This window comes from Streptomyces sp. NPDC048196, assembly GCF_040652715.1.
GTDB classification, from domain to species: Bacteria; Actinomycetota; Actinomycetes; order Streptomycetales; family Streptomycetaceae; genus Streptomyces; species Streptomyces siderophoricus.
In genome coordinates this window covers 93,078-112,967 of the sequence record NZ_JBEZMM010000017.1, presented here as the reverse complement: position 1 = coordinate 112,967, position 19,890 = coordinate 93,078, and the positions used below count along the sequence as shown (strand labels likewise).

17 protein-coding genes are annotated in these 19,890 nt (G+C 73.4%); 6 read left to right on the top strand and 11 right to left on the bottom strand.

Annotation, left to right across the window (positions count from 1 at the left end; all coding sequences use genetic code 11):
* Window positions 1-64 precede the first annotated feature (64 nt).
* On the top strand, window positions 65-1,123 hold the full coding sequence (locus AB0E02_RS19160) for a teichoic acid biosynthesis protein C (RefSeq protein WP_362140833.1): 1,059 nt from the start codon (window positions 65-67) through the stop codon (window positions 1,121-1,123).
* A gap of 154 nt (window positions 1,124-1,277) precedes the next feature.
* The gene (locus tag AB0E02_RS19155) at window positions 1,278-2,159 is read left to right on the top strand and encodes a helix-turn-helix domain-containing protein (protein WP_362140831.1); all 882 of its coding nucleotides are present in this window, start codon (window positions 1,278-1,280) and stop codon (window positions 2,157-2,159) included.
* Between the two features lie 25 nt (window positions 2,160-2,184).
* On the opposite strand, the gene AB0E02_RS19150 is transcribed toward AB0E02_RS19155, so the two are convergent.
* The 7 genes from AB0E02_RS19150 to AB0E02_RS19120 form a co-directional block, all read right to left on the bottom strand.
* Window positions 2,185-2,880: a GIDE domain-containing protein gene (locus tag AB0E02_RS19150; protein WP_362140829.1), complete on the bottom strand. Its 696-nt coding sequence runs from the start codon at window positions 2,878-2,880 to the stop codon at window positions 2,185-2,187.
* A 235-nt stretch (window positions 2,881-3,115) separates the two neighbouring features.
* Complete coding sequence (locus AB0E02_RS19145) at window positions 3,116-4,081, bottom strand: pirin family protein (protein WP_362140827.1); 966 nt, start codon at window positions 4,079-4,081, stop codon at window positions 3,116-3,118.
* A gap of 91 nt (window positions 4,082-4,172) precedes the next feature.
* Window positions 4,173-4,949, bottom strand: coding sequence for a dimethylargininase (gene ddaH / locus AB0E02_RS19140; protein WP_362140825.1), 777 nt, complete (start codon window positions 4,947-4,949; stop codon window positions 4,173-4,175).
* A gap of 80 nt (window positions 4,950-5,029) precedes the next feature.
* Complete coding sequence (locus tag AB0E02_RS19135; protein ID WP_030812404.1) at window positions 5,030-5,419, bottom strand: GntR family transcriptional regulator; 390 nt, start codon at window positions 5,417-5,419, stop codon at window positions 5,030-5,032.
* Window positions 5,420-5,548: 129 nt separating this feature from the next.
* Complete coding sequence (gene asnB / locus AB0E02_RS19130; protein WP_362140823.1) at window positions 5,549-7,399, bottom strand: asparagine synthase (glutamine-hydrolyzing); 1,851 nt, start codon at window positions 7,397-7,399, stop codon at window positions 5,549-5,551.
* A gap of 974 nt (window positions 7,400-8,373) precedes the next feature.
* Window positions 8,374-9,387 (bottom strand): NAD(P)-dependent oxidoreductase, encoded by a 1,014-nt coding sequence (locus AB0E02_RS19125; protein WP_362140821.1) that lies wholly within the window; start codon window positions 9,385-9,387, stop codon window positions 8,374-8,376.
* A gap of 115 nt (window positions 9,388-9,502) precedes the next feature.
* Window positions 9,503-10,672 carry a lactate 2-monooxygenase gene (locus tag AB0E02_RS19120; protein WP_362140819.1) on the bottom strand — a complete coding sequence of 390 codons (1,170 nt, stop codon included), beginning with the start codon at window positions 10,670-10,672 and terminating at the stop codon, window positions 9,503-9,505.
* Between the two features lie 175 nt (window positions 10,673-10,847).
* On the opposite strand from AB0E02_RS19120, the gene AB0E02_RS19115 reads away from it, so the two are divergent.
* Both AB0E02_RS19115 and AB0E02_RS19110 read left to right on the top strand, forming a co-directional pair.
* On the top strand, window positions 10,848-12,143 hold the full coding sequence (locus tag AB0E02_RS19115; RefSeq protein ID WP_362140817.1) for a helix-turn-helix domain-containing protein: 1,296 nt from the start codon (window positions 10,848-10,850) through the stop codon (window positions 12,141-12,143).
* A gap of 429 nt (window positions 12,144-12,572) precedes the next feature.
* Entirely contained in the window at window positions 12,573-13,655 is a 1,083-nt protein-coding gene (locus tag AB0E02_RS19110) for a substrate-binding domain-containing protein (protein ID WP_362140815.1), read from the top strand.
* Window positions 13,656-13,729: 74 nt separating this feature from the next.
* Here AB0E02_RS19110 and AB0E02_RS19105 read toward each other — a convergent pair whose 3' ends face one another.
* Both AB0E02_RS19105 and AB0E02_RS19100 read right to left on the bottom strand, forming a co-directional pair.
* Window positions 13,730-14,464 carry an HAD family phosphatase gene (locus AB0E02_RS19105; RefSeq protein WP_362140813.1) on the bottom strand — a complete coding sequence of 245 codons (735 nt, stop codon included), beginning with the start codon at window positions 14,462-14,464 and terminating at the stop codon, window positions 13,730-13,732.
* 140 nt (window positions 14,465-14,604) lie between these two features.
* On the bottom strand, window positions 14,605-15,084 hold the full coding sequence (locus AB0E02_RS19100) for an Lrp/AsnC family transcriptional regulator (RefSeq protein WP_362140811.1): 480 nt from the start codon (window positions 15,082-15,084) through the stop codon (window positions 14,605-14,607).
* 327 nt (window positions 15,085-15,411) lie between these two features.
* Here AB0E02_RS19100 and AB0E02_RS19095 point away from each other — a divergent pair, with 327 nt between their 5' ends.
* On the top strand, window positions 15,412-16,917 hold the full coding sequence (locus AB0E02_RS19095) for an FUSC family protein (protein ID WP_362140809.1): 1,506 nt from the start codon (window positions 15,412-15,414) through the stop codon (window positions 16,915-16,917).
* Window positions 16,918-17,125: 208 nt separating this feature from the next.
* Window positions 17,126-18,211 carry a lactonase family protein gene (locus AB0E02_RS19090; protein WP_362140891.1) on the top strand — a complete coding sequence of 362 codons (1,086 nt, stop codon included), beginning with the start codon at window positions 17,126-17,128 and terminating at the stop codon, window positions 18,209-18,211.
* 16 nt (window positions 18,212-18,227) lie between these two features.
* Here AB0E02_RS19090 and AB0E02_RS19085 read toward each other — a convergent pair whose 3' ends face one another.
* Both AB0E02_RS19085 and AB0E02_RS19080 read right to left on the bottom strand, forming a co-directional pair.
* Entirely contained in the window at window positions 18,228-18,569 is a 342-nt protein-coding gene (locus AB0E02_RS19085; RefSeq protein WP_362140807.1) for a nuclear transport factor 2 family protein, read from the bottom strand.
* 294 nt (window positions 18,570-18,863) lie between these two features.
* Entirely contained in the window at window positions 18,864-19,730 is an 867-nt protein-coding gene (locus tag AB0E02_RS19080; RefSeq protein ID WP_362140889.1) for a hypothetical protein, read from the bottom strand.
* Window positions 19,731-19,890 lie beyond the last annotated feature (160 nt).

Here is a 19,890-nt window from a genome sequence, read left to right as displayed (position 1 = left end):
CCGGCCGCCCGCCCGTGCACGGCGGTGGGCGGGCGAGCGGCCGGACCGATTGCCTGGAGGCTTGATGAGCACGGACTTCTCCGCGGCGGGGCCGGGACGCCGAGCGGTTCTGGGGTGGCTCGGCGGTGCCGCGGTCGCGGGCGCGGTCGTCCCGGGGCGGCGGGCCCTCGCGGCGGCCGGTCCGCCGCGGACCGCGGCGGGGCGGGTGGGGGCGCCGCCGGACCGGGCGCTGCCCGCACTGGCCGCGGCGGGGCGGCAGTTCCTCGCCGGGCGGCTGCGGCACACCACCGTGCTGCAGTCGTTCGTCTTCGACGAGCGCCGGGGGCACGTCTATGCGCTGCAGGTGGTGGCGGGCGGCGTCCGGCTGGCGGGCGAGCGGGCGGCCGTCTCGCACGCGGCGCGGGTCCGGCGCGGCGATCTGTGCCTGAACCGGCTGGAGCTGGACGGGTCGCCGGCCGGGTACATGTATCTGAAGGGCTTCGGGCACGGGGGTTCGATCGGCCTGGAGGAGTCCTGGGACGGCGTCACGCTGTGGACCGAGTGGGACGCCAACCCCGCCTCCGGGTACGGCCGCGGGCTGTGCCGCTTCCGGTTCACGGACGGGCGGGTGCTGTCGCGGACCGCCCCCGGCCTGCGGACCTACCGGCCGCTGTCCGGATCCACCAGCAACTCCCCCGCCGTCGACCCGGTGCACCGGCGCCTGTTGCTGCGGTACAAGAGGCGGGGAGTACCGCACTTCGCGCTGCATGATCTCGACCGGTTCCGGGCCGGGTTGTTCCGGCCGCTGATCACCTTCGCCCAGCCCGGGGCCCACCTCGGGCTGCCCTTCCAGGGCATGGCCCTGCACGGCATATCCGCGTACCAACTGCTCGGCAGCGCGTACGGCGTCGGCAATGCGCCGTCCTCGGGCGGCAACGCCCGCCTCTACCGCATCGATCTGCGCACCGGCAGGTCGGTGTGGCAGCAGATCGACCGGACGGCGCCGGAGTTGTCCCCGCGCGAGCCGGAGGGGCTGGCCGTATGGCGGGGCGGTGACGCCGGCCTGCCGCGGCTGTGCCTGGGCTTCACCGAGGGCCCGGCGGGCGGCCGCAGCTTCCGTCTGTACGAAAAAGCGCTCAACTGACCTTTCCCTCCCTTTCCGCACGGTGTGTCATCAACCGCTGGTCATGGGTACACATTCCGCCATCCAGGAGGAATCAGACGCCCCGGGCAACCGGTTGGGGCCTCTGCGGGGGAACCACTGCCGCATCGGCGGCAGGGCGGTAAGGGAGGCGCACATGGTGTCCCGCTGGCGGCCGCTGCCCGACACACTCGATCCGGCCGGGCAGCTCCTGGCCCAGGAGCTGCGCGTACTCAAGGAGCGGACCGGGCTGAGCCTGGACGGGCTGGCCCGGAAGACGCCCTACAGCAAGTCCGCCTGGCACCGTTACCTCAACGGCGAGAAGCTGCCGCCGCGCGCCGCGGTCGAGGCGCTGGGCCGGGTGGCCGGGGCGGACCAGCTCCGGCTGCTGGGGCTGTACGAAGCGGCGCACCGGGCCCGTACGGCACCGGCACCGGCACCGGTGCCCGCCGGGAACGCGCCGGTCACCACGGAGTTCGGCCCACCGGCGGCGGCGACCGGCCCCGCGCGGCGGAAACTCCGCGGCGCCGCGGTCCTGATGGCCCTGACGGCTGTGCTCGCCACCATGGGGGCGGCGGCCTCGATCGCGAGCATCCCGGCGCACGCGGTACGGGCCGAGTGGACGGCGCCCGACACCTGCCACGGCCACCGGTGCCAGGGCCGCTACCCGAAACGGTTCGGCTGCCACCGCGACGCCCGGGTCCAGAGCACGATCACGGATGCCACCTACACCGTGCGGCTGCTGTTCAGCCCGGTCTGCGGCACGGTCTGGTCGGAGGTGCGACCGCGTTCCGGCGGCGCGGAGAAGGTGTCGATCTGGGTGGGCCGCGACGCCCGGCTCACCTCGCATCCGGGCGGCCGCGCGGGACGCGCCGTCAGTCCGATGCTGGCCACGGAGGACCTGCACAGCGCGGTGGCCTGCGCCCGGGTGGCCGACCGGGTCGCCTGCACCGGCGCGCTCGAACTCAGGACCCCGGCCCGCCCCGGCCCCGACCACGACCTGCCGGACCCCACCTTCCTGCTCCACGCGGCCCGCTGAGCCGCTTCGAGGTGGGGGCGGACGCTCAACGAACGATCGCCAGGACCAGGAACACCGTTCCCGCGACGGCGGCGAGCCCCGCCCCCAGCCCGAAGGCCCACACCTTGTTGTTCTCGCCGCGGAGCAGTTCCTCCTCGGACTTGACCGACATGACGAAGACCCCGCCCTCGACCGGCGCGCCGACCGCCAGCCGGCCGTCCCCGTCGGCGGCCTCGCCGTGTACGTAGAACCGGCTGCCGGGCCGGACGACCCACTCCTCGCGCTGGTACCCGATCGTCCCGTCGCCGCCCCCGAGGTCGAGGCTCAGCGGCCCGATCTGAAGGCGCCTGCCGCCTCCCCCGGTGTGCGGGTCGAACCGGTCGAGCACCTTCTCCGCGCCGACGACCTCGTGGTCCCCGGGGCGGATCACCATGCTTCCGGTCGCGTCCGTCACGAAGAACGCGGTGGAGCTGGAGTGCTCGGAGAGCACATCGGTACACGTCCGGCGCCTCCGGTTGCCGCTGCCGTCGCGGTAGACCTCTTCGTACTTGCGCGTGATCCGGTGCTTGTGCCACACGCAGTCCACGCCCTCCAGCTCGGAGCGCAGCACCCCGTCCTTGTGCGGGCGGGTCTGGCCCACGACCTCACAGCGGTACCGGAAGTGCCCGGCCCCGGCGGCTGCCGCGGCCGCCTCGTGCAACGCCCGCAGATCCGCCACCGGCAGGGTCTCGGTGCTCTCCATGGCCCGCGCCCGTGCGTGCGCCACCCGTACCGCGTACGCACAGAGCACCGCAACGACCAACCCGCCCAAACCTATCCAGACCACTTCGAACCCTCGCTTCGCCCGCCCCCCTCCGACCGCGCGACCTTATCCGGGGCGTGCCGGGGCGGGGCAACCCCGGCGGGCGCGGGCCGCCGGGGCGCGGGGCGGGGAAGCGCCGCCGGCGGATCGCCCGCCCCGGGCACCTCGCGGGTCGTCAGCGCTCCCGTCCCCGTGGCTTCAGGACCACCGGGGGCAGGTCGGGGGCCGGGAGGCGGGGGCCGGCGTAGCCGTGGACGGTGCCGAAGCGGGTGGTGTCCATCCAGTCGGTGCGGGCCTCGGCGATCTCCTCGTGGCTGCGGCCGACGAAGTTCCACCACATCACGATCTGCTCCTCGAACGGTACGCCGCCCAGGAGCAGCAGGCTGCTGTCGGAGTGGGCGCGGAGCGGAAGGTCGGTGCGGCCGCAGCCGAGGTAGAGGAGGGCGCCGGGGGCGAGGCGGACGCCGTCGACCTCGGTTTCGCCGGAGATGGTCAGGGCCGCGTACTCGAAGTCGGGGTCGAGGGGGAGGCGGGTGTCCGTGGTGGCGGCGAGGGTGAGGTCGGCGCCGACGAGGGGCGAGTAGGTGGTGCCCGGGGACGCCGCGCCGTCCAGTTCGCCGAGGATGACGGTGGCGGTGAGGCCGCCGTTGCCGCCGGTGACCCGCGGCAGGTCGGTGTGGTGCTCGAAGTGCGCTGCGGTGTGGCGGTGTTCGCCGGGGAGGGCGACCCACAGCTGGGCGCCGTGCAGCAGCGGGCCGTGGCCGCTCGGGGATTCCTCGGAGTGGGCGATGGCCGCGCCGGACGTCATCAGGCCGAGTTCGCGCGGGCGGATGGTCCGCAGGCTGCCCACGCTGTCGCGGTGCAGCACCTCGCCCGCGTGCAGCCAGCTGACGGTCTGCAGGCCCATGTGCGGGTGCGGCGGCACCTGCATACCGGGCTGGTCGACGATGTCGTCGGGGCCGTAGTGGTCGACGAAGCACCAGGCGCCGACCATCCGCCGGCCGAGGTTGGGCAGCAGCCGGCGGACCACGGTGCTCTCGCCGAGCGGCACCTGTTTCCCCGGCTGGAGGTCGCGGACCGGGCCGGTGCGGCCGGTGCCCCCGCACAGACTCGGCGCGGGTCTGGTATCGAGGTTGCTCATGGCGTCACGATAGGCCGGGTGCGGGGGCGGGCGGCGGCAGGCGCGAGGTGCCCGGGTGCGGCGGCGGGGACGGACCGGCGCGCGGCAGGGCTCAGGCGTAGAGGCCGCGCAGGCGCACGGAGAGGCAGGTGACGCAGCCCTCCAGTTTCTCGAACTCGGAGATGTCCACGGGGACGGGCCGGTAGCCGAGGTCGGTGAAGAGGGCGGCGGAGCCCGGGGCGCCGGCGGACATCAGGAGGGCGTCGCCGCCGAGGTGGACGACATGCGCGCCGGCCTCCTCCGGGACGGGCAGGAAGCGCGGGAAGGCGGCCGGGTCGTCGACCAGCGGCGGGTGGCCGATGACGGTGCCGTCGGGGAGTGCCGTCACCGCGGACTTGAGGTGCAGCACCCGGATGACCGGTACGGCGATCACGCGGGCGCCCAACGGCTCGAAGGCCGCGCGGAGTTGGCGCACCCCTTCGGCGTTGGTGCGGCCGCCGCGGCCCACGTAGACCGTGTCCCCGATCTTCAGGACGTCGCCGCCGTCCAGGGTGCCGGGCGACCGGATCGCGTTGACGGAGCAGCCGAGCGCCTCGACGGCCTCCCGGGCGGCCGCAATCTCGGGCCTGCGGGTGTCGGCACCGGGGCGGGCGAGCAGTGCGACGTTGCGGAACATGACCATGGTGTCCTCGACGAACACCGCGTCGGGGCAGTCATCGGCGGGGGCCACCTCGGTGGTCCGCCAGCCGTGGTCCCGCAGGGCCTGGACGTAGCCCTCCCACTGGCGCAGGGCGAGTGCGGGGTCGACCGGGCGCCGGGCGATGTGGGTGACCAGACCCTCGGCGAGGCGCGGGCCGGGGCGGCGGACGAGGGCCTGTTTGCCGGTCATGGGGTGGCGGTCCTTTCGGGAGGCGCGGTGGGGAGTGCCGTAGGGGGCCGGGTGTGTTCGGGCCCCCGTGGTCGTGCCCGTCAGTCCTCGGCTCCATACGTGGCGCGCAGGGCGTCCTCGACGGCGGTGCGGGCGGCGCGCCGGTCCAGGCCGAGGCGCTGGACGCGCCGGGCGTAGCTCTCGGCGGCCGCGGCGGCCTCCTTGTCCGCGGCGTCGCCGGCCGCCGCGATGAAGCTGCCGTTGCGGCCGCGGGTCTCGATCACGCCGTCGGTCTCCAGGGCGCGGTACGCCTTGGCGACGGTGTTGGCGGCCAGGCCGAGGTCCTCGGCGAGGCCGCGGACGGTGGGGAGCTTGTAGCCGACCGGCAGCGCGCCCTCCCGGGCCTGGTCCGCGATCTGGGTGCGTACCTGCTCGAAGGGCGCGACGGCCGAGGCCTGGTCGATGGTGATGCTCACGGTCTGGGGGGACACGGGGGCGCTCCTGGTGGTGCCGTGATGTGTTTGTGGCACCCATTGTGCGCCAGGAGCGCCCGGCCTGCCGGGAGCACGGCAGGGGCGGTGCGGACGGGAAGCCCGTAGGGGCGGGCTCCCCGGGGCTCGCTAGACCTCCAGGGTGGTGCCCGTGGTCCGCAGCCAGGCGTTCATGCCGAGGGCCAGTTCGGCGCCGGGGCGGATGTCCTGGGTCGCGCCGTCGGCGGTGACCTCGGCGAGCGTGCCGGGGTCCAGGAACGGCCGGACGGGGGCGTCGTGGTCGGCGGCCAGCGCTCTCAGTTCGGCGCGCAGCGCCTCGCCGTAGCGGGGGTCCTGGGTGCTGGGGTACGGGCTCTTGACGCGGTCGGCGACCACGTCGGGCAGGACGTCGCGGGTGGCGGCGCGCAGCAGCGACTTCTCCCGGCCGTCGAAGGTCTTCAGCGACCAGGGGGTGTTGAACACGTAGTCGACGAGACGGTGGTCGCAGAACGGAACCCGGACCTCCAGGCCGACGGCCATACTGGCGCGGTCCTTGCGGTCGAGGAGGATCTGCACGAAGCGGGTGAGGTGGAGGTAGCTGATCTCGCGCATCCGGCGCTGGTGGCCGGTGTCGCCGTCGAGGTACGGCACTTCGGCGAGCGCCTCGCGGTAGCGGCGGTTCTCGTAGCCGGGCAGGTCGAGCTTGGCGAGCAGTCCGGCGTCGAGCAGCGCCTCGCGGACCGCGGTGCCGCCGGCGAAACGGCCGGAGAGGCCCGCGGCGATCCAGGGGAAGGTGTCGGCGTGCACGGCCGCGGGGTCGTGGAACCAGCGGTAGCCGCCGAAGACCTCGTCCGCGGACTCGCCGGACAGGGCGACCGTGGACTGTTCGCGGACGGCCTTGAACAGCAGGTAGAGCGAGGTGTCGCCGTCGCCGAAGCCGTTGGGCAGGTCGCGGGCGGCGAGCACCGCGGCGCGGTGGCCGGGGTCCATCAGGGCGGCGGTGTCCAGGACGATGTCGTGGTGGTCGGACCCGACGTGCGCGGCGAGGGCGTGCGCGTACGGCCCGTCGGGGGTGCCGCGCAGATCGTCGGGCCGGAAGTTCTCGGTGTAGCCGGTGAAGTCGACGGCGAACGAGCGCACCGGGCCGCGGCCGGCTTCCGCCAGCGCTTTTGCGGAGAGCGCGGTGATGGCGGAGGAGTCCAGTCCGCCGGAGAGCAGGGTGCACAACGGTACGTCGGCGATCAGCTGACGGGTGACGATGTCGTCGAGCAGGGCGCGGATGTGCGCGACGGTGGTGGCCCGGTCGTCGGTGTGCTCGCGGGCTTCGAGGGCCCAGTAGCGGCGGACGGTCAGGCCGCCCCGGCGGACCCGGACGAGGTGGCCGGGGCGGACCTCGTGCATGCCCTTGTAGACGGCGTGGCCGGGCGTCTTGGTGAAGGTGATCAGCTCGGCGAGGCCCTCGGCGTCGACGACGGGCCGGACGTCGGGGTGGGCCAGGATCGCCTTGGGCTCGGAGCCGAACAGCACGCCGTCGGGGGTGGGGTGGTAGTAGAGCGGCTTGATGCCCATCCGGTCGCGGACCAGCAGCAGTTCCTCGGTGCGCGGGTCCCAGAGCGCGAACGCGTACATGCCGTTGAGGCGGTCGGCGAACGCCTCGCCCCATTCGAGGTAGGCGTGCAGCACCACTTCGGTGTCGCTGCTGGTGCGGAAGGAGTGACCCGCCCGCTCCAGTTCGGCACGCAGTTCGCGGTAGTTGTAGACCTCGCCGCTGTACGTCGTGACGAGCACGGTACGGCCGTCGTGGTCGACGGGCATGGGCTGCTTACCGCCGTCGATGTCGATGACGGCGAGCCGGCGGTGGCCCAGGGCGGCGTGAGCGCCGAGCCAGATCCCGGCGGCGTCCGGGCCGCGGCAGGCCATGGTCTCTGTCATCGCTTCGACGGTGGGGCGCTGGGTGGTGAGGTCGTTGTCGTAGGCGATCCATCCGGTGATTCCGCACATCGTGGCGGCTCCTCCTTCGTGGGCGGCCGGCCGGCACTCTCCGCTGACGGCCGACACGATCACCGTACGCCCAAATAGATGTACCCACCACCGAACCGCGCCCGAACCACCCCGATCGAGCCATGCGCTGCGCTTGGCTTTCCGCCCACGTACCCGCCTGTCCCGCCGCGGGTCTCGCTCGCCGTTGCCGCTTGGCGGCGCCCCGCACGTACCAGTCCGTCCCGCCGCGGGGCTGCTCCCGTTGTGTGCTTTGCGGCGCCTCGCACGTACCAGTCCGTCCCGCCGTCGGGCTTGTTCGCCGTTGCGCCTGCGGCGGGCTGGGTTTGTGGTGGGTGCGGTGACGGACCTCCGGGGCCTTGTTCGTGGACTGCTGTCGCTTTACGTCCACGAACAAGGCCCCTCCGGCCCGTCCCCTCCCGTTGGGGGAGTGTGCGGGCAAGTGGGGGCGCGCGTCGTATCGCGTACACCTGACGTCGCCGGTCAGCGGGAATAGCTCCGCCCGCGTGTCCGGTTGTGGCCCCGCAGGGGGCCTTCGTGACCCTTACGGGATCTGTTCGACCCACCCCTACGGGTCCCAAGAGCCCCTTGTATCCCCAACGCCCACCCCCACCCACCTTCTTCCCATCCCCAACGGGAGGGGACGGGCCGGAGGGGCCGGTGTTTGGGACGTAAAGCGACAGCAGTCCCAAACACCGGCCCCGGAGGCCCGTCACCGCACCCGACACCCACCCAGCCCGCCGCAGGCGCAACGGCGAGACCACCCGCGCCGCGGCAGACAGCCACGTACGCGGCGCCGCAAAGCGCAACGGTGAGCGAGCCCCGCGGCGCAGCAGACGGGTACGTGCGGGGGCGCCGCAAAGCGCAACGGCGAGACGACCCGCGACGGGACAGACGGGTACGTGGGCGGCGCCGTAAAGCGCGGCGCCCCGCGGCGCAGCAGACGGGTACGTGGGCGGCACCGCAAAGCGCAGCGACTAGCCGACTATGTCGCGCAGGGCGTTGCCCTCCAGGTGGGTGAGGACGTTGTGGACGGCCGCCAGGGCGATGCGGACCAGTGTTTCGCGGGTGACGCCCGCGACGTGGGGGGAGAGGACGACGTTCGGGGCCTTGAGGAGCCGGAGGGCCGCGGTGGGCGGTTCCGGGTCGAAGACGTCGATGCCGGCGCCGGCCAGGGTCCCGGCGGCCAGCGCGTCCGCGAGGGCTTCCTGGTCGATCAGGGCGCCGCGTGCGGTGTTGATGACGAAGGCGGTCGGCTTGAGCAGGGCCAGCCGCTCGGCGTCCAGGAGGTGCCGGGTCGCCTCGGTGAGCGGGGCGTGCAGGCTCACGTAGTCCGACGTGCGGAGCAGCTCGTCCAGGTCCACATGGCGGGCCCCGCCGAGCCGGGCGGCGGTTTCCGGGTCGACCGGACGCGGCCCGGCGTAGACGATGCTCATGTCGAACGCGACGGCGCGCCGCGCCACCTCCACGCCGATGTGGCCCAGGCCGATGATGCCGAGGGTCTTCCCGGACAGCTCGGTGATCGACTGCTGCAGACGCGGCAGTGCCCAGTCCGCCTCGGTCAGCGCCGTGTGGGCGGGGACCAGCCGCTTGGCGAGCGCGAGCATCAGGGCGAAGGTCTGCTCGGCCACGTTCTGCTTCTCGGCGCCGCTGGAGCCGATGTTGCAGACCGGGACGCGCTGCTCGCGGGCGGCGGCCAGATCGACGTAGTCGAAGCCGTGGCTGGCGCACTGGACCAGCTCCAACTCCGGTGCGGCGGCGAGGTGTTCGGCGGTCACGGGGCCGAGGCCGGTGATGATGACGTGCGCCGCGGCCAGCGCCGCGGGGTCCTCGTCGGTGCTCTCGACGACGGTGACCCGGGCCTGGCCGGGAAAGACGCCGGCCAGCGCGGCGCCGGCGGCGCGGCCGCCCACGTGCGGGGAGACGACGGCGAGGACGTTCTTCATGGTGGGCCTCTCGGTGTCGGGCGCGGTGTGCGCCGCGGTGGTCATGCGGTGGTCATGTGGTGGTCATGCGTGGTCATGCGGAAGGTGGGGTGGGGGAGTCGGCGCGGGGCGCACCGGACGCGACGGTTGCGTGGGCGCGACGGTTGCGTGGACGCGGCGGCTACGCGGACGCCGTGGTGAGGTCGTCGGCGGTCAGCGTGCCGGGGCGGGCGTGCCCGGACAGGGCGAGGGTGAGGTCGAACTCGGCGAGCAGACAGCGGATCACGTGCTCGACGCCGGCCTGGCCGTCGAGGCCGAGACCGTAGGCGTACGGGCGTCCGACCAGCACCGATTCCGCGCCGAGCGCCAGCGCCTTGACGATGTCGTCGCCGGTGCGGACACCGCTGTCGAAGAGCACGGTGAGCCGGTCGCCGGCCGCCTCGACGACGCGGGGCAACGCGTCCGCGGCGGCGACCGAGCCCGCCACCTGACGGCCGCCGTGGTTCGAGACGACCACGCCGTCCACGCCGGCGTCGGCCGCCCGCAGCGCGTCGTCCGGGTGCAGGATTCCCTTGAGCACGATCGGGCCGTCCCAGTTCTCCCGCAGGAACGCCAGGTCGGGCCAGGTCTTGGCGGGGTCGGCGAACATCCCGACGAAATGCATCACGGCCGCGTTCGGGTCCTCGTGGACCGGCTTGGCGAGCCCGGCCCGGAACGCGGGGTCGGAGAAGTAGTTGGCGGTGCCCACCCCGTGCAGGAACGGCAGGTACGCCTGGTCGAGGTCGCGCGGCCGCCAGGCGAGGAGCGGGGTGTCGAGGGTGACGAACAGCGCGGTGAAACCCGCCGCTTTCGCCCGTTGCAGAAAGCTCCGGGTGACCTCGCGGTCCTTCGCCCAGTACAGCTGGAACCACCGTTCCCCGTCGCCCATCGCCTCGGCGACCTGCTCCATGGGGGTGCTGGAGGCGGAGGAGAGGATGTACGGGACGCCGTGCGCCGCGGCGGCCCGGGCGGCGGCGGACTCGGCGTCCGGATGCAGGATCGACAGCACCCCGACCGGGGCGAGCGCCATCGGCGCCGGCAGCCGGCGGCCCAACACCTCCACGGTCAGGTCGCGTTCGTGCACGTCGCGGAGCATCCGCGGGACGATCCGCCGGCGGTCGAGGGCGGCCCGGTTGGCGGCCGCGGTGCTGCCGCTGCCCGCACTGCCCGCCACGTAGCCGACCGGGCCGGGGCCCAGGCGGTGTTCGGCGAGCTCCTCCAGCCGGGTCAGATCGGTCGGCAGCCCGGGTACCGCGCCCGTCATGCCGTTGAGGTAGATCTCGTACTGGAAGTCCGCCCAGTGCTTCGCCATCCGGCCGTCCCGCCTCTCGTGCGCTTCTCGCGTCTCCCTGGGGCCCGCGGATCGGGGGCGACCGCGCGTGGGTCGCGACCGCCGGTCCGTCGGGCCGTCCCCGCGATCCTGGCGACAGTGACAAGATCCGTCCACGGTGGTGCGCACATTCTTCCGCTGCGACTATCACCCTGTGATGAACGACCGCGAGCGGATCCGGCTGGAGCTGACCGCCACTCCCCGTGTCGTCGACGCCATCGTGGACGCGGTGCACGCGCAGGTCCCGGCGTACGCGGCGCTCGACGGCCGCCGGCTGTCGGAGGTGCGGGCGATCGCCGGCTGGGCGCTGGACCGGCTGCTGCACCTGTGGGCAACGGACGGCGCGATGGAGCCGGCCGATCTGCGCCGGTTCCGCGGTATCGCGGCGGCCCGGGCCGCCGACGGCCGCCCCGTACAGGCCGTCCTGCGGGCCTACCGGGTCGCGGCGACCGTCATCGCGGACGAGATCGCCCTCTGCACGCCCCGGCCCACCGCCGAGGACGCCTTCGCCCTCACCCGGATGCTGCTGACCGCGCTGGACACCCTGGCCGAAGAGATGGCGGGGACCTATGCGGCCGCGAACGAGGACCTCGCGGGGGACCGCGACCGGGCGCTGCGGCTGCTCCTCGACGATTTGATCGCCGGGCGGCACGCCTCCATCGGCGCCCTGACCGGTCGCGCCACCCGCTTGGGCGTCCAACTCCCGGAGCCGTACTGCCTGCTGGTGGCCGAACGGGCCGAACGGGCCGAACCGGCGGAACCGGCGGAACCGGCGGAACCGGCCGAGGCGGCCGAACCGCTCCAACCGGGCCAACAGGGCCGGCCGGGCCGGGCCTCCGCGCCGTTGTCGCCGGCCGGTGTGGACACCGGGCCGGCCGTTCCGGGGGAGCCGGCGGACGAGCTGCTCGCGGCCCTGACCGGTCATGCGGGTGCGGGGCCGTCCGACGTCACCGCGCTGGCGACGGTCCGGGGATCCCGCCTCGTCCTGCTGCTCCCGGCCGGCGCCGAAGCGGCCGTGCCCGCGGCGCTGCTTGCGCGGGCGCTGCGCGGCTGCGCGATATCCGGGGAGAGCCTGGAGCGGATCGCGGTGGCCCACCGCCTCGCCGCCGACGCCCTGGACACCGCCCCCGCGCACGCCCACCACCCCGCCCGCCTCCTCACCGACGGGGACGCCCAGGTCCTCGCGCTCCTCGCCGGCCGCCCCGCCACCACGCCCGACCAGATCGCCCGGTTGGTGCTCGATCCGCTTCTGCACCCCGGGCGGCGGCACCTCCTGGACGCGCTCACCGCCTACCTCGACACCGGCTCCGCGAATGCCGCCGCCCGCACGCTGGGCCTCCACCCGCAGTCGTTGCGCTACCGCCTGCGCCGCATCGGGGACCTCACCGGACGCGACCCCCGCGACCCGTGGCAGCGGCTCACCCTGGACATCGCACGCACCATCGGCCACTGACCGCCTATCGGGTGGGCCGCCGCTTTCGGCGTGAAAGTCGACCACCCAGAAATAGGGGAAGCAAGGAGCGAAAGCTGCCAGGAAAGCGTGTCTCTCGCTAAACGGACCTTTTGCGCCGATAGCTCGCCATGTGCGGTCCGCGGGAAAAAGGGGATGAGTCGCCGCCTCGATGTACACAACAGCGAAGTTGATGCTCGCTCAGGGTGATCAGGTAACTCCGGCCCGACGCAGGTCGGTTGAAGTTCTGGCGGTCCGATAGGGGTGGAGTGTTCACTCCGCGTATCCGGACTCCTGCTTCCTTCGGAGCCTCAATGCGCACTCCGCTTTCGCATCGTTATTGCTTCGATTCTTGACGATCGGGCAGGTGGTGGCGTTCACTTCAGCCGTTCTGGGCCGGGTCAGGCGGCCCCAGTGGGAGGTACCGAAAAAATGAATGCAATAATGCGGCGTGCGCTCACCGGCGCAATGGCGCTTTCTCTTGCGGCGCCATTGGCGGCCTGCGGCCAAGATCACCAGGACGCGGGTGCCGGCAAGGACTCCATCGGTCTGCTCCTCCCGGAGAACAAGGCGGACCGGTACGAGAAGTTCGACCGCCGCATCATTACGTCGCGGGTGGCCTCCCTCTGCCTCGAATGCAAAGTGGATTACAGCAACGCCGAGCAGCAAGTCAGCACCCAGAAAAGGCAGTTCGACGCCCTGGTGAAGAAGGGTGTCAAGGTCATCATCCTTGACCCGGTCGACTCCCAGGCGGCCAAGAGCTGGGTGGACGCGGCCGCCAAGAAGGGCGTCAAGGTCATCGCCTACGACCGGCTCGCCGAGGGTGACGTCGCGGCGTACGTGTCCTACGACAACGAGAAGATCGGCCGGCTCCAGGGGCAGGGCATTCTCGACGCTCTCGGATCGCAGGCGGCCAACTCCGACATCGTCATGATGAACGGTTCGCCGACCGACCCGAATGCGCCGGCCTACAAGAAGGGCGCGCATGACGTCCTCGACGACAAGATCCACAAGATCGTTTATGAGAAGGACATCCCGGACTGGTCCGCGGTGACCGCCAAGAAGAAGATGTCCGACGTCATCAAGGCGCGCGGTGCGCAGGGATTCGACGCGGTCTACTCCGCCAACGACGGTATGGCCGGCGGTATCGCCGAGGCACTCAAGTCGGCGGGCCTCAAGAACATTCCGGTCGGCGGCCAGGACGCCGAACTCCCCGCCCTCCAGCGCGTGCTCGCCGGCACCCAGTCCTTCACCATTTACAAGGAAGTCCGGCCGGAAGCCGAAACGGCCGCAGAAATCGCCTTCCGGCTGCTCCGTGGCAAGAAGATCAGCTCGCTGACCTCCACCGTCGTGACCAGCAGCAGCAAGGCGGGCATCCCGGCCCGACTGTTCAAGGCGCAGCTCGTCGACCGGAAGAATCTGAAGGACACCGTCGTCCGCGACGGAGTGGTCCGTGTCGATCTGCTCTGCGCCGACGACCTGGCCTCCGCCTGCGAGTCGCTCGGCCTGGAGTGACCCCGTCGCAGGCCGGTTGAGCGGGACGGCCATGCTCCGCGCCTCGGCCCGGAGCGTGGCCGTCCGGCGGACCGTCAGGACGGCCGCGCGGCCTCTCCCACCGGCTGCCCCGCCGCCCGCCCCAGCCACTCGTACGCGGCCCGGGCGGTGAAGTCCCGCCGGCCGCCCCGGAACAGCAGCCCGGCGCCCGCGAAGCCCGGGTCGTCGGCCGTGCCGGGCACGTACGGGACCGCGATGCACCGCATCCCGGCCCGGGCGGCCGCGAGCGCACCGGGCGCCGCGTCCTCCAGCACCACACAGTCCGCGGGCGCGACCCCCAGCCGGCGCGCCGCCTCCAGGAACACATCGGGTTCCGGCTTGCCGCGCGCCACCTCCTCCGCCGACACGACGGTCGGCAGCAGCCCGTCGAGCCCCGTCCCCGCCAGCACCACCTCGATCGCGGCCCGCGAGGAGCCGGACGCCACCGCCATCGGATGCCCGGCCGCGGACAGCCGCCGGACCAGGCGGAGCATCTCCGGAAAGACCTCGGTGTGTGCCCGCGCCAGCTCCAGATAGAGCCGGTTCTGGCCCGCGAGGAGCTCGTCCACGGGCGCGTCGATCCCGAACTCCGCGCCGAGGATCTCCAGCGTCTCCCGCGTCCCGATGCCGATGAAGCGGGCGTGCTGCTCCCAGCTGTAGTCCGGCACGTCGTAGCCGGCCAGCAGCCGCCGACCCGCCTCGTAGTAGTTCGGCTCACTGTCCACCAGCGTGCCGTCGAGATCGAAGATCACCGGGGTGGGCGTGACCGGGGAGGCGGGGGAGGAGCTCATGCCCACCAGCATGCCAAGACGCCCCGCCCGGAACGCCGACCGCCGAACCGCCGACCGGGCTCACTGCCGAACCGGTTCACTGCCGAAACGGCTGACCGGCGAACCGGCTGACCGCCGAACCGGGTCATCGCCGTCCCGGTTCACCGCCGCCGCGCGGTCCCGCCCACGTCCTCGACCAACGGCAGCATCCGGTGCGGCACCCGCTCGCGCAGCGCCATCTCGGTCCGCGTACGGACCACCCCCGGCAGGCTGATCAGCCGCTGGATCACGTCCTCCAGATGCGCCGCGTCCCGCGCCACCACCCGGGTCAGCAGATCGCCGCCGCCGGTCGTCGAGAACGCCTCGATGATCTGCGGCACCTCCGCGAGGGCGTCGGCCACCTCCTCCAGATGGCCCTGGGTGACCTCGATGTGCACGAAGGCGAGCAGCGGATGGCCGAGCGCGGCGGGCGACAGCCGCGGCCCGTACGCCGTGATCACCCCGTCCCGCTCCAGCCGGTCGAGCCGCGCCTGCACGGTGCCGCGGGCCACGCCGAGCAGCCGGGCGTACTCCCGCACGCTGGTGCGCGGCTGCTCCAGCAGCAACCGGAGGATCTTGGCGTCCAAGGCGTCCACGGGCACGGTGCACGGCCTCCTCACGGTCGGCGGACTCTGCCGGTGAATGTACCAATGGCCCAGCATCCGGGCCGCCGGGGCGAACCGGCAGCCGGGCCGCCGCCCCGCCCCGGCAGGGCACCGGCCAGCGCGGACACCCCGTGCGCTGCCCCGCACGGCCCGGCCATTGGACCTCCTCCGAACCGGAATGACCGCCACCGTCTGGGCCAATGGCACAGCGATTTCGGCGTCTGTTGAGCCATTCGCCGGAGAGATGTTCTGATGGTGCGGTCGATGGCGCTGCGGATTCCGCGGCGCCTTTGTCATGCCGGACCGTCGAAGGGTGGGGAAGCAGTGCTGAAGAGGGTGTTCGTGGCTCCGGACCCGGGGTGGCTGCGGCTGCGCAGCGCCGTCCGGGCCGTCCTCGGCATCGGCCTGGCGGTCGCCGTCTGCGGCCTGGCCGGGCATTCCCTGGTCGCCGCCGTCACCGGCGGGCTCGCCGCCCTGCTGGCCCTCTTCACCGTCACCGACGCCACGGTCCGCGGCCAGGCCGTCACCACCCTCCTGCTGCCCGCCGTCGGCTTCCCCGTGCTCGCGGTCGCCGCGGGGCTGCACGACCTCCCGCCGGCCCGGGACGCGGCCTTCCTCGCGATCATGGGCCTGGGCGTCTACGCCCGCCGCTGGGGCCCGCGCGGCCACGCCCTCGGGGTGTTCGCGTTCATGATGTTCTTCGCGACGCAGTTCCTGCACACGGTGCCCGGCCAGCTCGTCGAGCTCTACGGCGCCGTCGCCCTGTCGATCGCGACGTCCTCGGCCGTCCGGTTCGGGCTCTGGTGCTACGAGCGGAAGCTGCCGCCGGCCGCCGCGCCCGCACCGCCGTCCGGGACGGGACTGGCCCGTACGACCACCCGCCAGGCGATCCAGGCGACGCTCGGCGGCGGTTTCGCCCTCCTGGCGGGCCAACTGCTCTCCGACCAGCGCTGGTACTGGGCCGTCGGCGCCACGTGGTGGATCTTCGTGAACACCGCCTCCCGGGGCGAGACCCTGGTCCGCGGCTTCCGCCGGGTCCTCGGCACCGTCCTCGGCATCGCCGCCGGAACGGTCGTGGCCATCCCGCTGCACGGCGCCGCCGTCCCCTCGGCGGCCCTGATCGCCCTCTGCGTCTTCGGGATCTTCTACACCGCCCCGGTCTCGTACACCTGGATGATGTTCGCGGTGACGGTGATGGCCGGCCTGCTCTACGGAATCCTCGGCGTCCTGAACCCGGACCTGCTGGCCCTCCGCCTCACCGAGACCGGCGTCGGCGCGCTCGGCGCGGTACTGGCCGTCCTGCTCGTCCTGCCGGTGACCACGCACGCCACCACGGACGCCTGGATCGAGCGCGCCCTGCGCTGTGTGCACGCCTGCGCCACCGAGGCCGCCGCCCGGCTCGCCGGTTCGGAGACCGCCGATCCCACCCCGCGGATCGCCGAACTGGAACTGCTGCTCGGCCGGGTCCGGCTCTCCCTCGCCCCGCTCGTACACCCGCTGAGCCCGCTGCGCGGCCGCAAGGAGAAGGCGCGCCGGGTGCTGGCGCTGCTCGACGACTGCGCCCGGGAGGTCCGTGGGCTCGCCTCGATCGCCGCGGACCCGGAGGCCTCGCACGACGACCGGCTGGCCGCCGCGTGCTGGCGGGTGGAGGCCGCCGTGGAGGCCCTCACCACACCGGGCCGGGCCCGCGCCGCCACCGAGACCGGGACGGCCCACGAGTCCGCGGCACCCGAGCCCGCACTCGCCCACCTCCACGGCCTGGAACGCGCCCTGTCCGACCTGGCCGCTCCGTTGCGCAGCACCCGGCCCTCCCCGCTCGCCGGCGCCTGACCGTCCCGTACCGGCGACGTCCGTACCGGCGGTGTTCGTACCGGTTGTGCGTACAGCCGGCGCCCGTACCGGTCGTCCGTACCAGCGGCTCCGACACCGGTGGCGTCCGTACTGGCGTGTCCGCCGTGTCCCGCGGTAAGGGATACGTACGCCGGGTGCGGGAAGCGTCCCGGTGCGAACGGGCCGGTGGGCGAAGGGCGGAGCGGTGATGGGCGGGGCGGCGAACGAAGTGGGTGCCGAGGCGGAGGGGGCGCTGCCGGGGCGGCGGGCGTACATCGGGTCGTTCACCGCGAACGGCGGACGCGGGATCACCACCGCGGCGGTCGACCCGGAGACGGGGGCGCTCACCGTGCTGCATTCCACCGACGCCGTCCCGAACCCCTCCTACCTGGTGCCGGACCCCGGTGGCCGGCGGCTGTACGCGGTCAGCGAGACCGCCGACGGGGCCGCGGCCGCCTTCCTCCTCACGCCCGGCGGGCCCGAACTGATCGGCCCCGCCGTCCCCGTCGGCGGCGCCGATCCGACCCATCTCACCCTGGTGGAGGGCCGTCTGGTCACCGCCAACTACAGCTCCGGCAGCGTGAGTACGCTCCCGGTGGGAGAGGACGGTTCGCTCGGCGCAAATACCGGAGTGCTCGCCCATGAGGGCAGCGGACCGCAGGCCGACCGCCAGGAGGCGCCGCACGCCCATGCCGTCGCCTCCGCGCCGGACGGGCGGTGGCTGCTCAGCGTCGATCTGGGCACCGACTCCGTGCGGATCTGCGCGTTCGCCGACCCGGCCGGCGGGGCGCCGGCCGTGCACGACGAGGTGCCGCTCCGGCCCGGCAGCGGCCCGCGCCACCTGGCCTTCCACCCCCACGGCCACCACGTCTACGTCATCCACGAACTCGACCCCGCGGTGACGGTCTGCCGGTGGGACGGGGCGCGCGGGGCCCTGACGCCGCTGGGGGAGTGCCGGCTGCTGCCGGACGGGGTGGCGGCGGCCGGAACGTACCCCTCCGGACTGGTCGTCTCTCCGGACGGACGGTTCGCCTGGGCCGCCAACCGGGGCCACGACAGCCTCTCCGTGCTCGCCCTCGACCCGTCGGGCGGCGCGGCGACCCTGGTCACCACCGTGCCCTGCGGCGGCCACTGGCCGCGCGCCCTGGCCCTGCACCCCGACGGCCGGCACCTCTACGTGGCCAACGAGCGCTCCGGCGACGTCACCTGGTTCACCGTCGACCCGGAGAGCGGGGTTCCGGAGCGGGGCGGCGCGATCGAGGCGCCGGCGGCCTCCTGCGTCGTGTTCGTCTGACGGGTGGTCCGGGCGCTCACTCCCGCGGGAAGCGGCCGCCGAAGTAGACCTGGGCCTCAGAGATCCGGCAGTTCCGCACCGTCTGCACCTCGACGTTGCGGTGGCGCTCACCGGTCGTCAGCTCGTACTCGTAGCGGACGTAGACCTGTTCGTCGTCGATCTCGACCATGTCCAGGATCTCCTGGTGGCGCAGCCGGTCCGCCGTCGGGAAGCACACCTCCAGGAAGGTGGCCCGGTCGATGTGGTCGTCCTGGGGGCTGGTGAAGACGAAGTCGTCGGCGAGCAGCCGGTCGATGGCGTGGCGGTCCTGAGCGAGGTAGGCGGCGAAACCGGCTCGGACGATGTCGATGTTCGACATGGGCTTCCTTCGCGTTCGGATGAGCGCCCGGGGAGGGGCCGTGTGCGGTCCTCTCGCGAGCGTACGGCTCTCCGGGGCACCCTGCCGCCCCCGCCGCGCTCCCGAGCCGTCTGACGGCCGTCTGCGCCGCTCACGACACGAACCGGACCGCCTCCTTCCGCCCAGGAAGCGTGCTGTCCGCCGGGAAGCGTGCCGTCCACCCGGAAAGGGCGAAGGGCCGCCCCCGCACGCTCGGTGCGGGAACGGCCCTTCGTCGGTACGGATACCGGTGGTTGCGTTTCGGACGTGCGCTCTCTAGCGGACCGGGACCCCCGGGGTCTGCGTCGGGAGGGTGATGCCCACCGATGCGGCGTAGTTGGAGAGCACCAGCCGGCCCACCGCGCCGTACGCGCCCAGGGACTCGGCCGCCGCGCAGCCCGCCTCCGCCGCGGCCGCCCCCACAAGGCCGTCGGCGATCTCCGGGCCGATCAGGTACGGAGCCAGCGCCAGCTGCTGCGAACCGGACTCGCGCAGTTGCTCGGCCGTACGGGAGATGGCGCCCTCCTCGTCCAGCGCGGCGGCCAGCACCGGCACAGCGAGCCGGGCGGACAGCAGCATGCCGGTGATCCCGGCGGCCTGCACGGCCTCCTCGCCGCCGACGGTGGCGAGGATGATGCCGTCCGCGGCCGTCGCGACCGTGAACAGCCTGGCCCGGTCGGCGCGCGCCAGACCGGCCTCGGAGAGCCGGACGTGCAGCGCCTCGGCGAGCAGCGGGTGCGGGCCGAGGACGTCGGTCAGCTCGGCGCCCGAGCCGCTGTTCATCATGGCCTGGCGTATCCGGCGCAGCAGCGCGCTGTCCGGGCCGGCCAGCAGCGGGACGACCACCGCGACCGGACCGGGGTCTTCCTGTCCGTCGGCGCTCTCCCGGGCCCGGCGCTCGGCGGCGGCCTGCGCCAGCACCGCTTCGAGCGACGGGAACTCGTCGTCGCCGCCGTCGACGTAGCCGATCCGGGCGTCCAGACCGGGAAGTTCGGAGCGGGCGATGCTGGAGACCTCCTCCGCCAGGCTGCGCGCGGCGGAGGAGGGGGTGCCGGGTACGGCCAGCACCAGGGCGGGTGCGCCCTCGGGTGCGGCGAGCGGCTCCGGCCTGCGGTGGCGGCCGGACTGCCGCGCGCGCGGCATGCGTACGGGCAGGCCGGGTGCGCCTCCCGGGCTCGGGGGTGCGGCGTCGAAATTGGGCGAGCCAGGTGCGGGCCCAGTGGGGGAACTCATGGCGCCGCATGCTAACGCCTCGGACCCCCCGTCCGCGGAGGGAGGGTTCGGTGCCGAGGTATCCGTCCCG

What these genes read in the sequence shown, in the direction of transcription:
- AB0E02_RS19110 (WP_362140815.1), top strand. Translation starts at nt 12,573, where the DNA reads ATGAATGCAATAATGCGGCGTGCGCTCACCGGCGCAATGGCGCTTTCT.
- AB0E02_RS19080 (WP_362140889.1), bottom strand. Translation starts at nt 19,730, where the DNA reads ATGCCGCGCGCGCGGCAGTCCGGCCGCCACCGCAGGCCGGAGCCGCTC.
- AB0E02_RS19120 (WP_362140819.1), bottom strand. Translation starts at nt 10,672, where the DNA reads ATGGCGAAGCACTGGGCGGACTTCCAGTACGAGATCTACCTCAACGGC.
- AB0E02_RS19155 (WP_362140831.1), top strand. Translation starts at nt 1,278, where the DNA reads ATGGTGTCCCGCTGGCGGCCGCTGCCCGACACACTCGATCCGGCCGGG.
- AB0E02_RS19160 (WP_362140833.1), top strand. Translation starts at nt 65, where the DNA reads ATGAGCACGGACTTCTCCGCGGCGGGGCCGGGACGCCGAGCGGTTCTG.
- AB0E02_RS19125 (WP_362140821.1), bottom strand. Translation starts at nt 9,387, where the DNA reads ATGACCACCGCGGCGCACACCGCGCCCGACACCGAGAGGCCCACCATG.
- AB0E02_RS19085 (WP_362140807.1), bottom strand. Translation starts at nt 18,569, where the DNA reads ATGTCGAACATCGACATCGTCCGAGCCGGTTTCGCCGCCTACCTCGCT.
- asnB (WP_362140823.1), bottom strand. Translation starts at nt 7,399, where the DNA reads ATGTGCGGAATCACCGGATGGATCGCCTACGACAACGACCTCACCACC.
- AB0E02_RS19090 (WP_362140891.1), top strand. Translation starts at nt 17,126, where the DNA reads ATGGGCGGGGCGGCGAACGAAGTGGGTGCCGAGGCGGAGGGGGCGCTG.
- AB0E02_RS19115 (WP_362140817.1), top strand. Translation starts at nt 10,848, where the DNA reads ATGAACGACCGCGAGCGGATCCGGCTGGAGCTGACCGCCACTCCCCGT.
- AB0E02_RS19105 (WP_362140813.1), bottom strand. Translation starts at nt 14,464, where the DNA reads ATGAGCTCCTCCCCCGCCTCCCCGGTCACGCCCACCCCGGTGATCTTC.
- AB0E02_RS19150 (WP_362140829.1), bottom strand. Translation starts at nt 2,880, where the DNA reads ATGGAGAGCACCGAGACCCTGCCGGTGGCGGATCTGCGGGCGTTGCAC.
- ddaH (WP_362140825.1), bottom strand. Translation starts at nt 4,949, where the DNA reads ATGACCGGCAAACAGGCCCTCGTCCGCCGCCCCGGCCCGCGCCTCGCC.
- AB0E02_RS19145 (WP_362140827.1), bottom strand. Translation starts at nt 4,081, where the DNA reads ATGAGCAACCTCGATACCAGACCCGCGCCGAGTCTGTGCGGGGGCACC.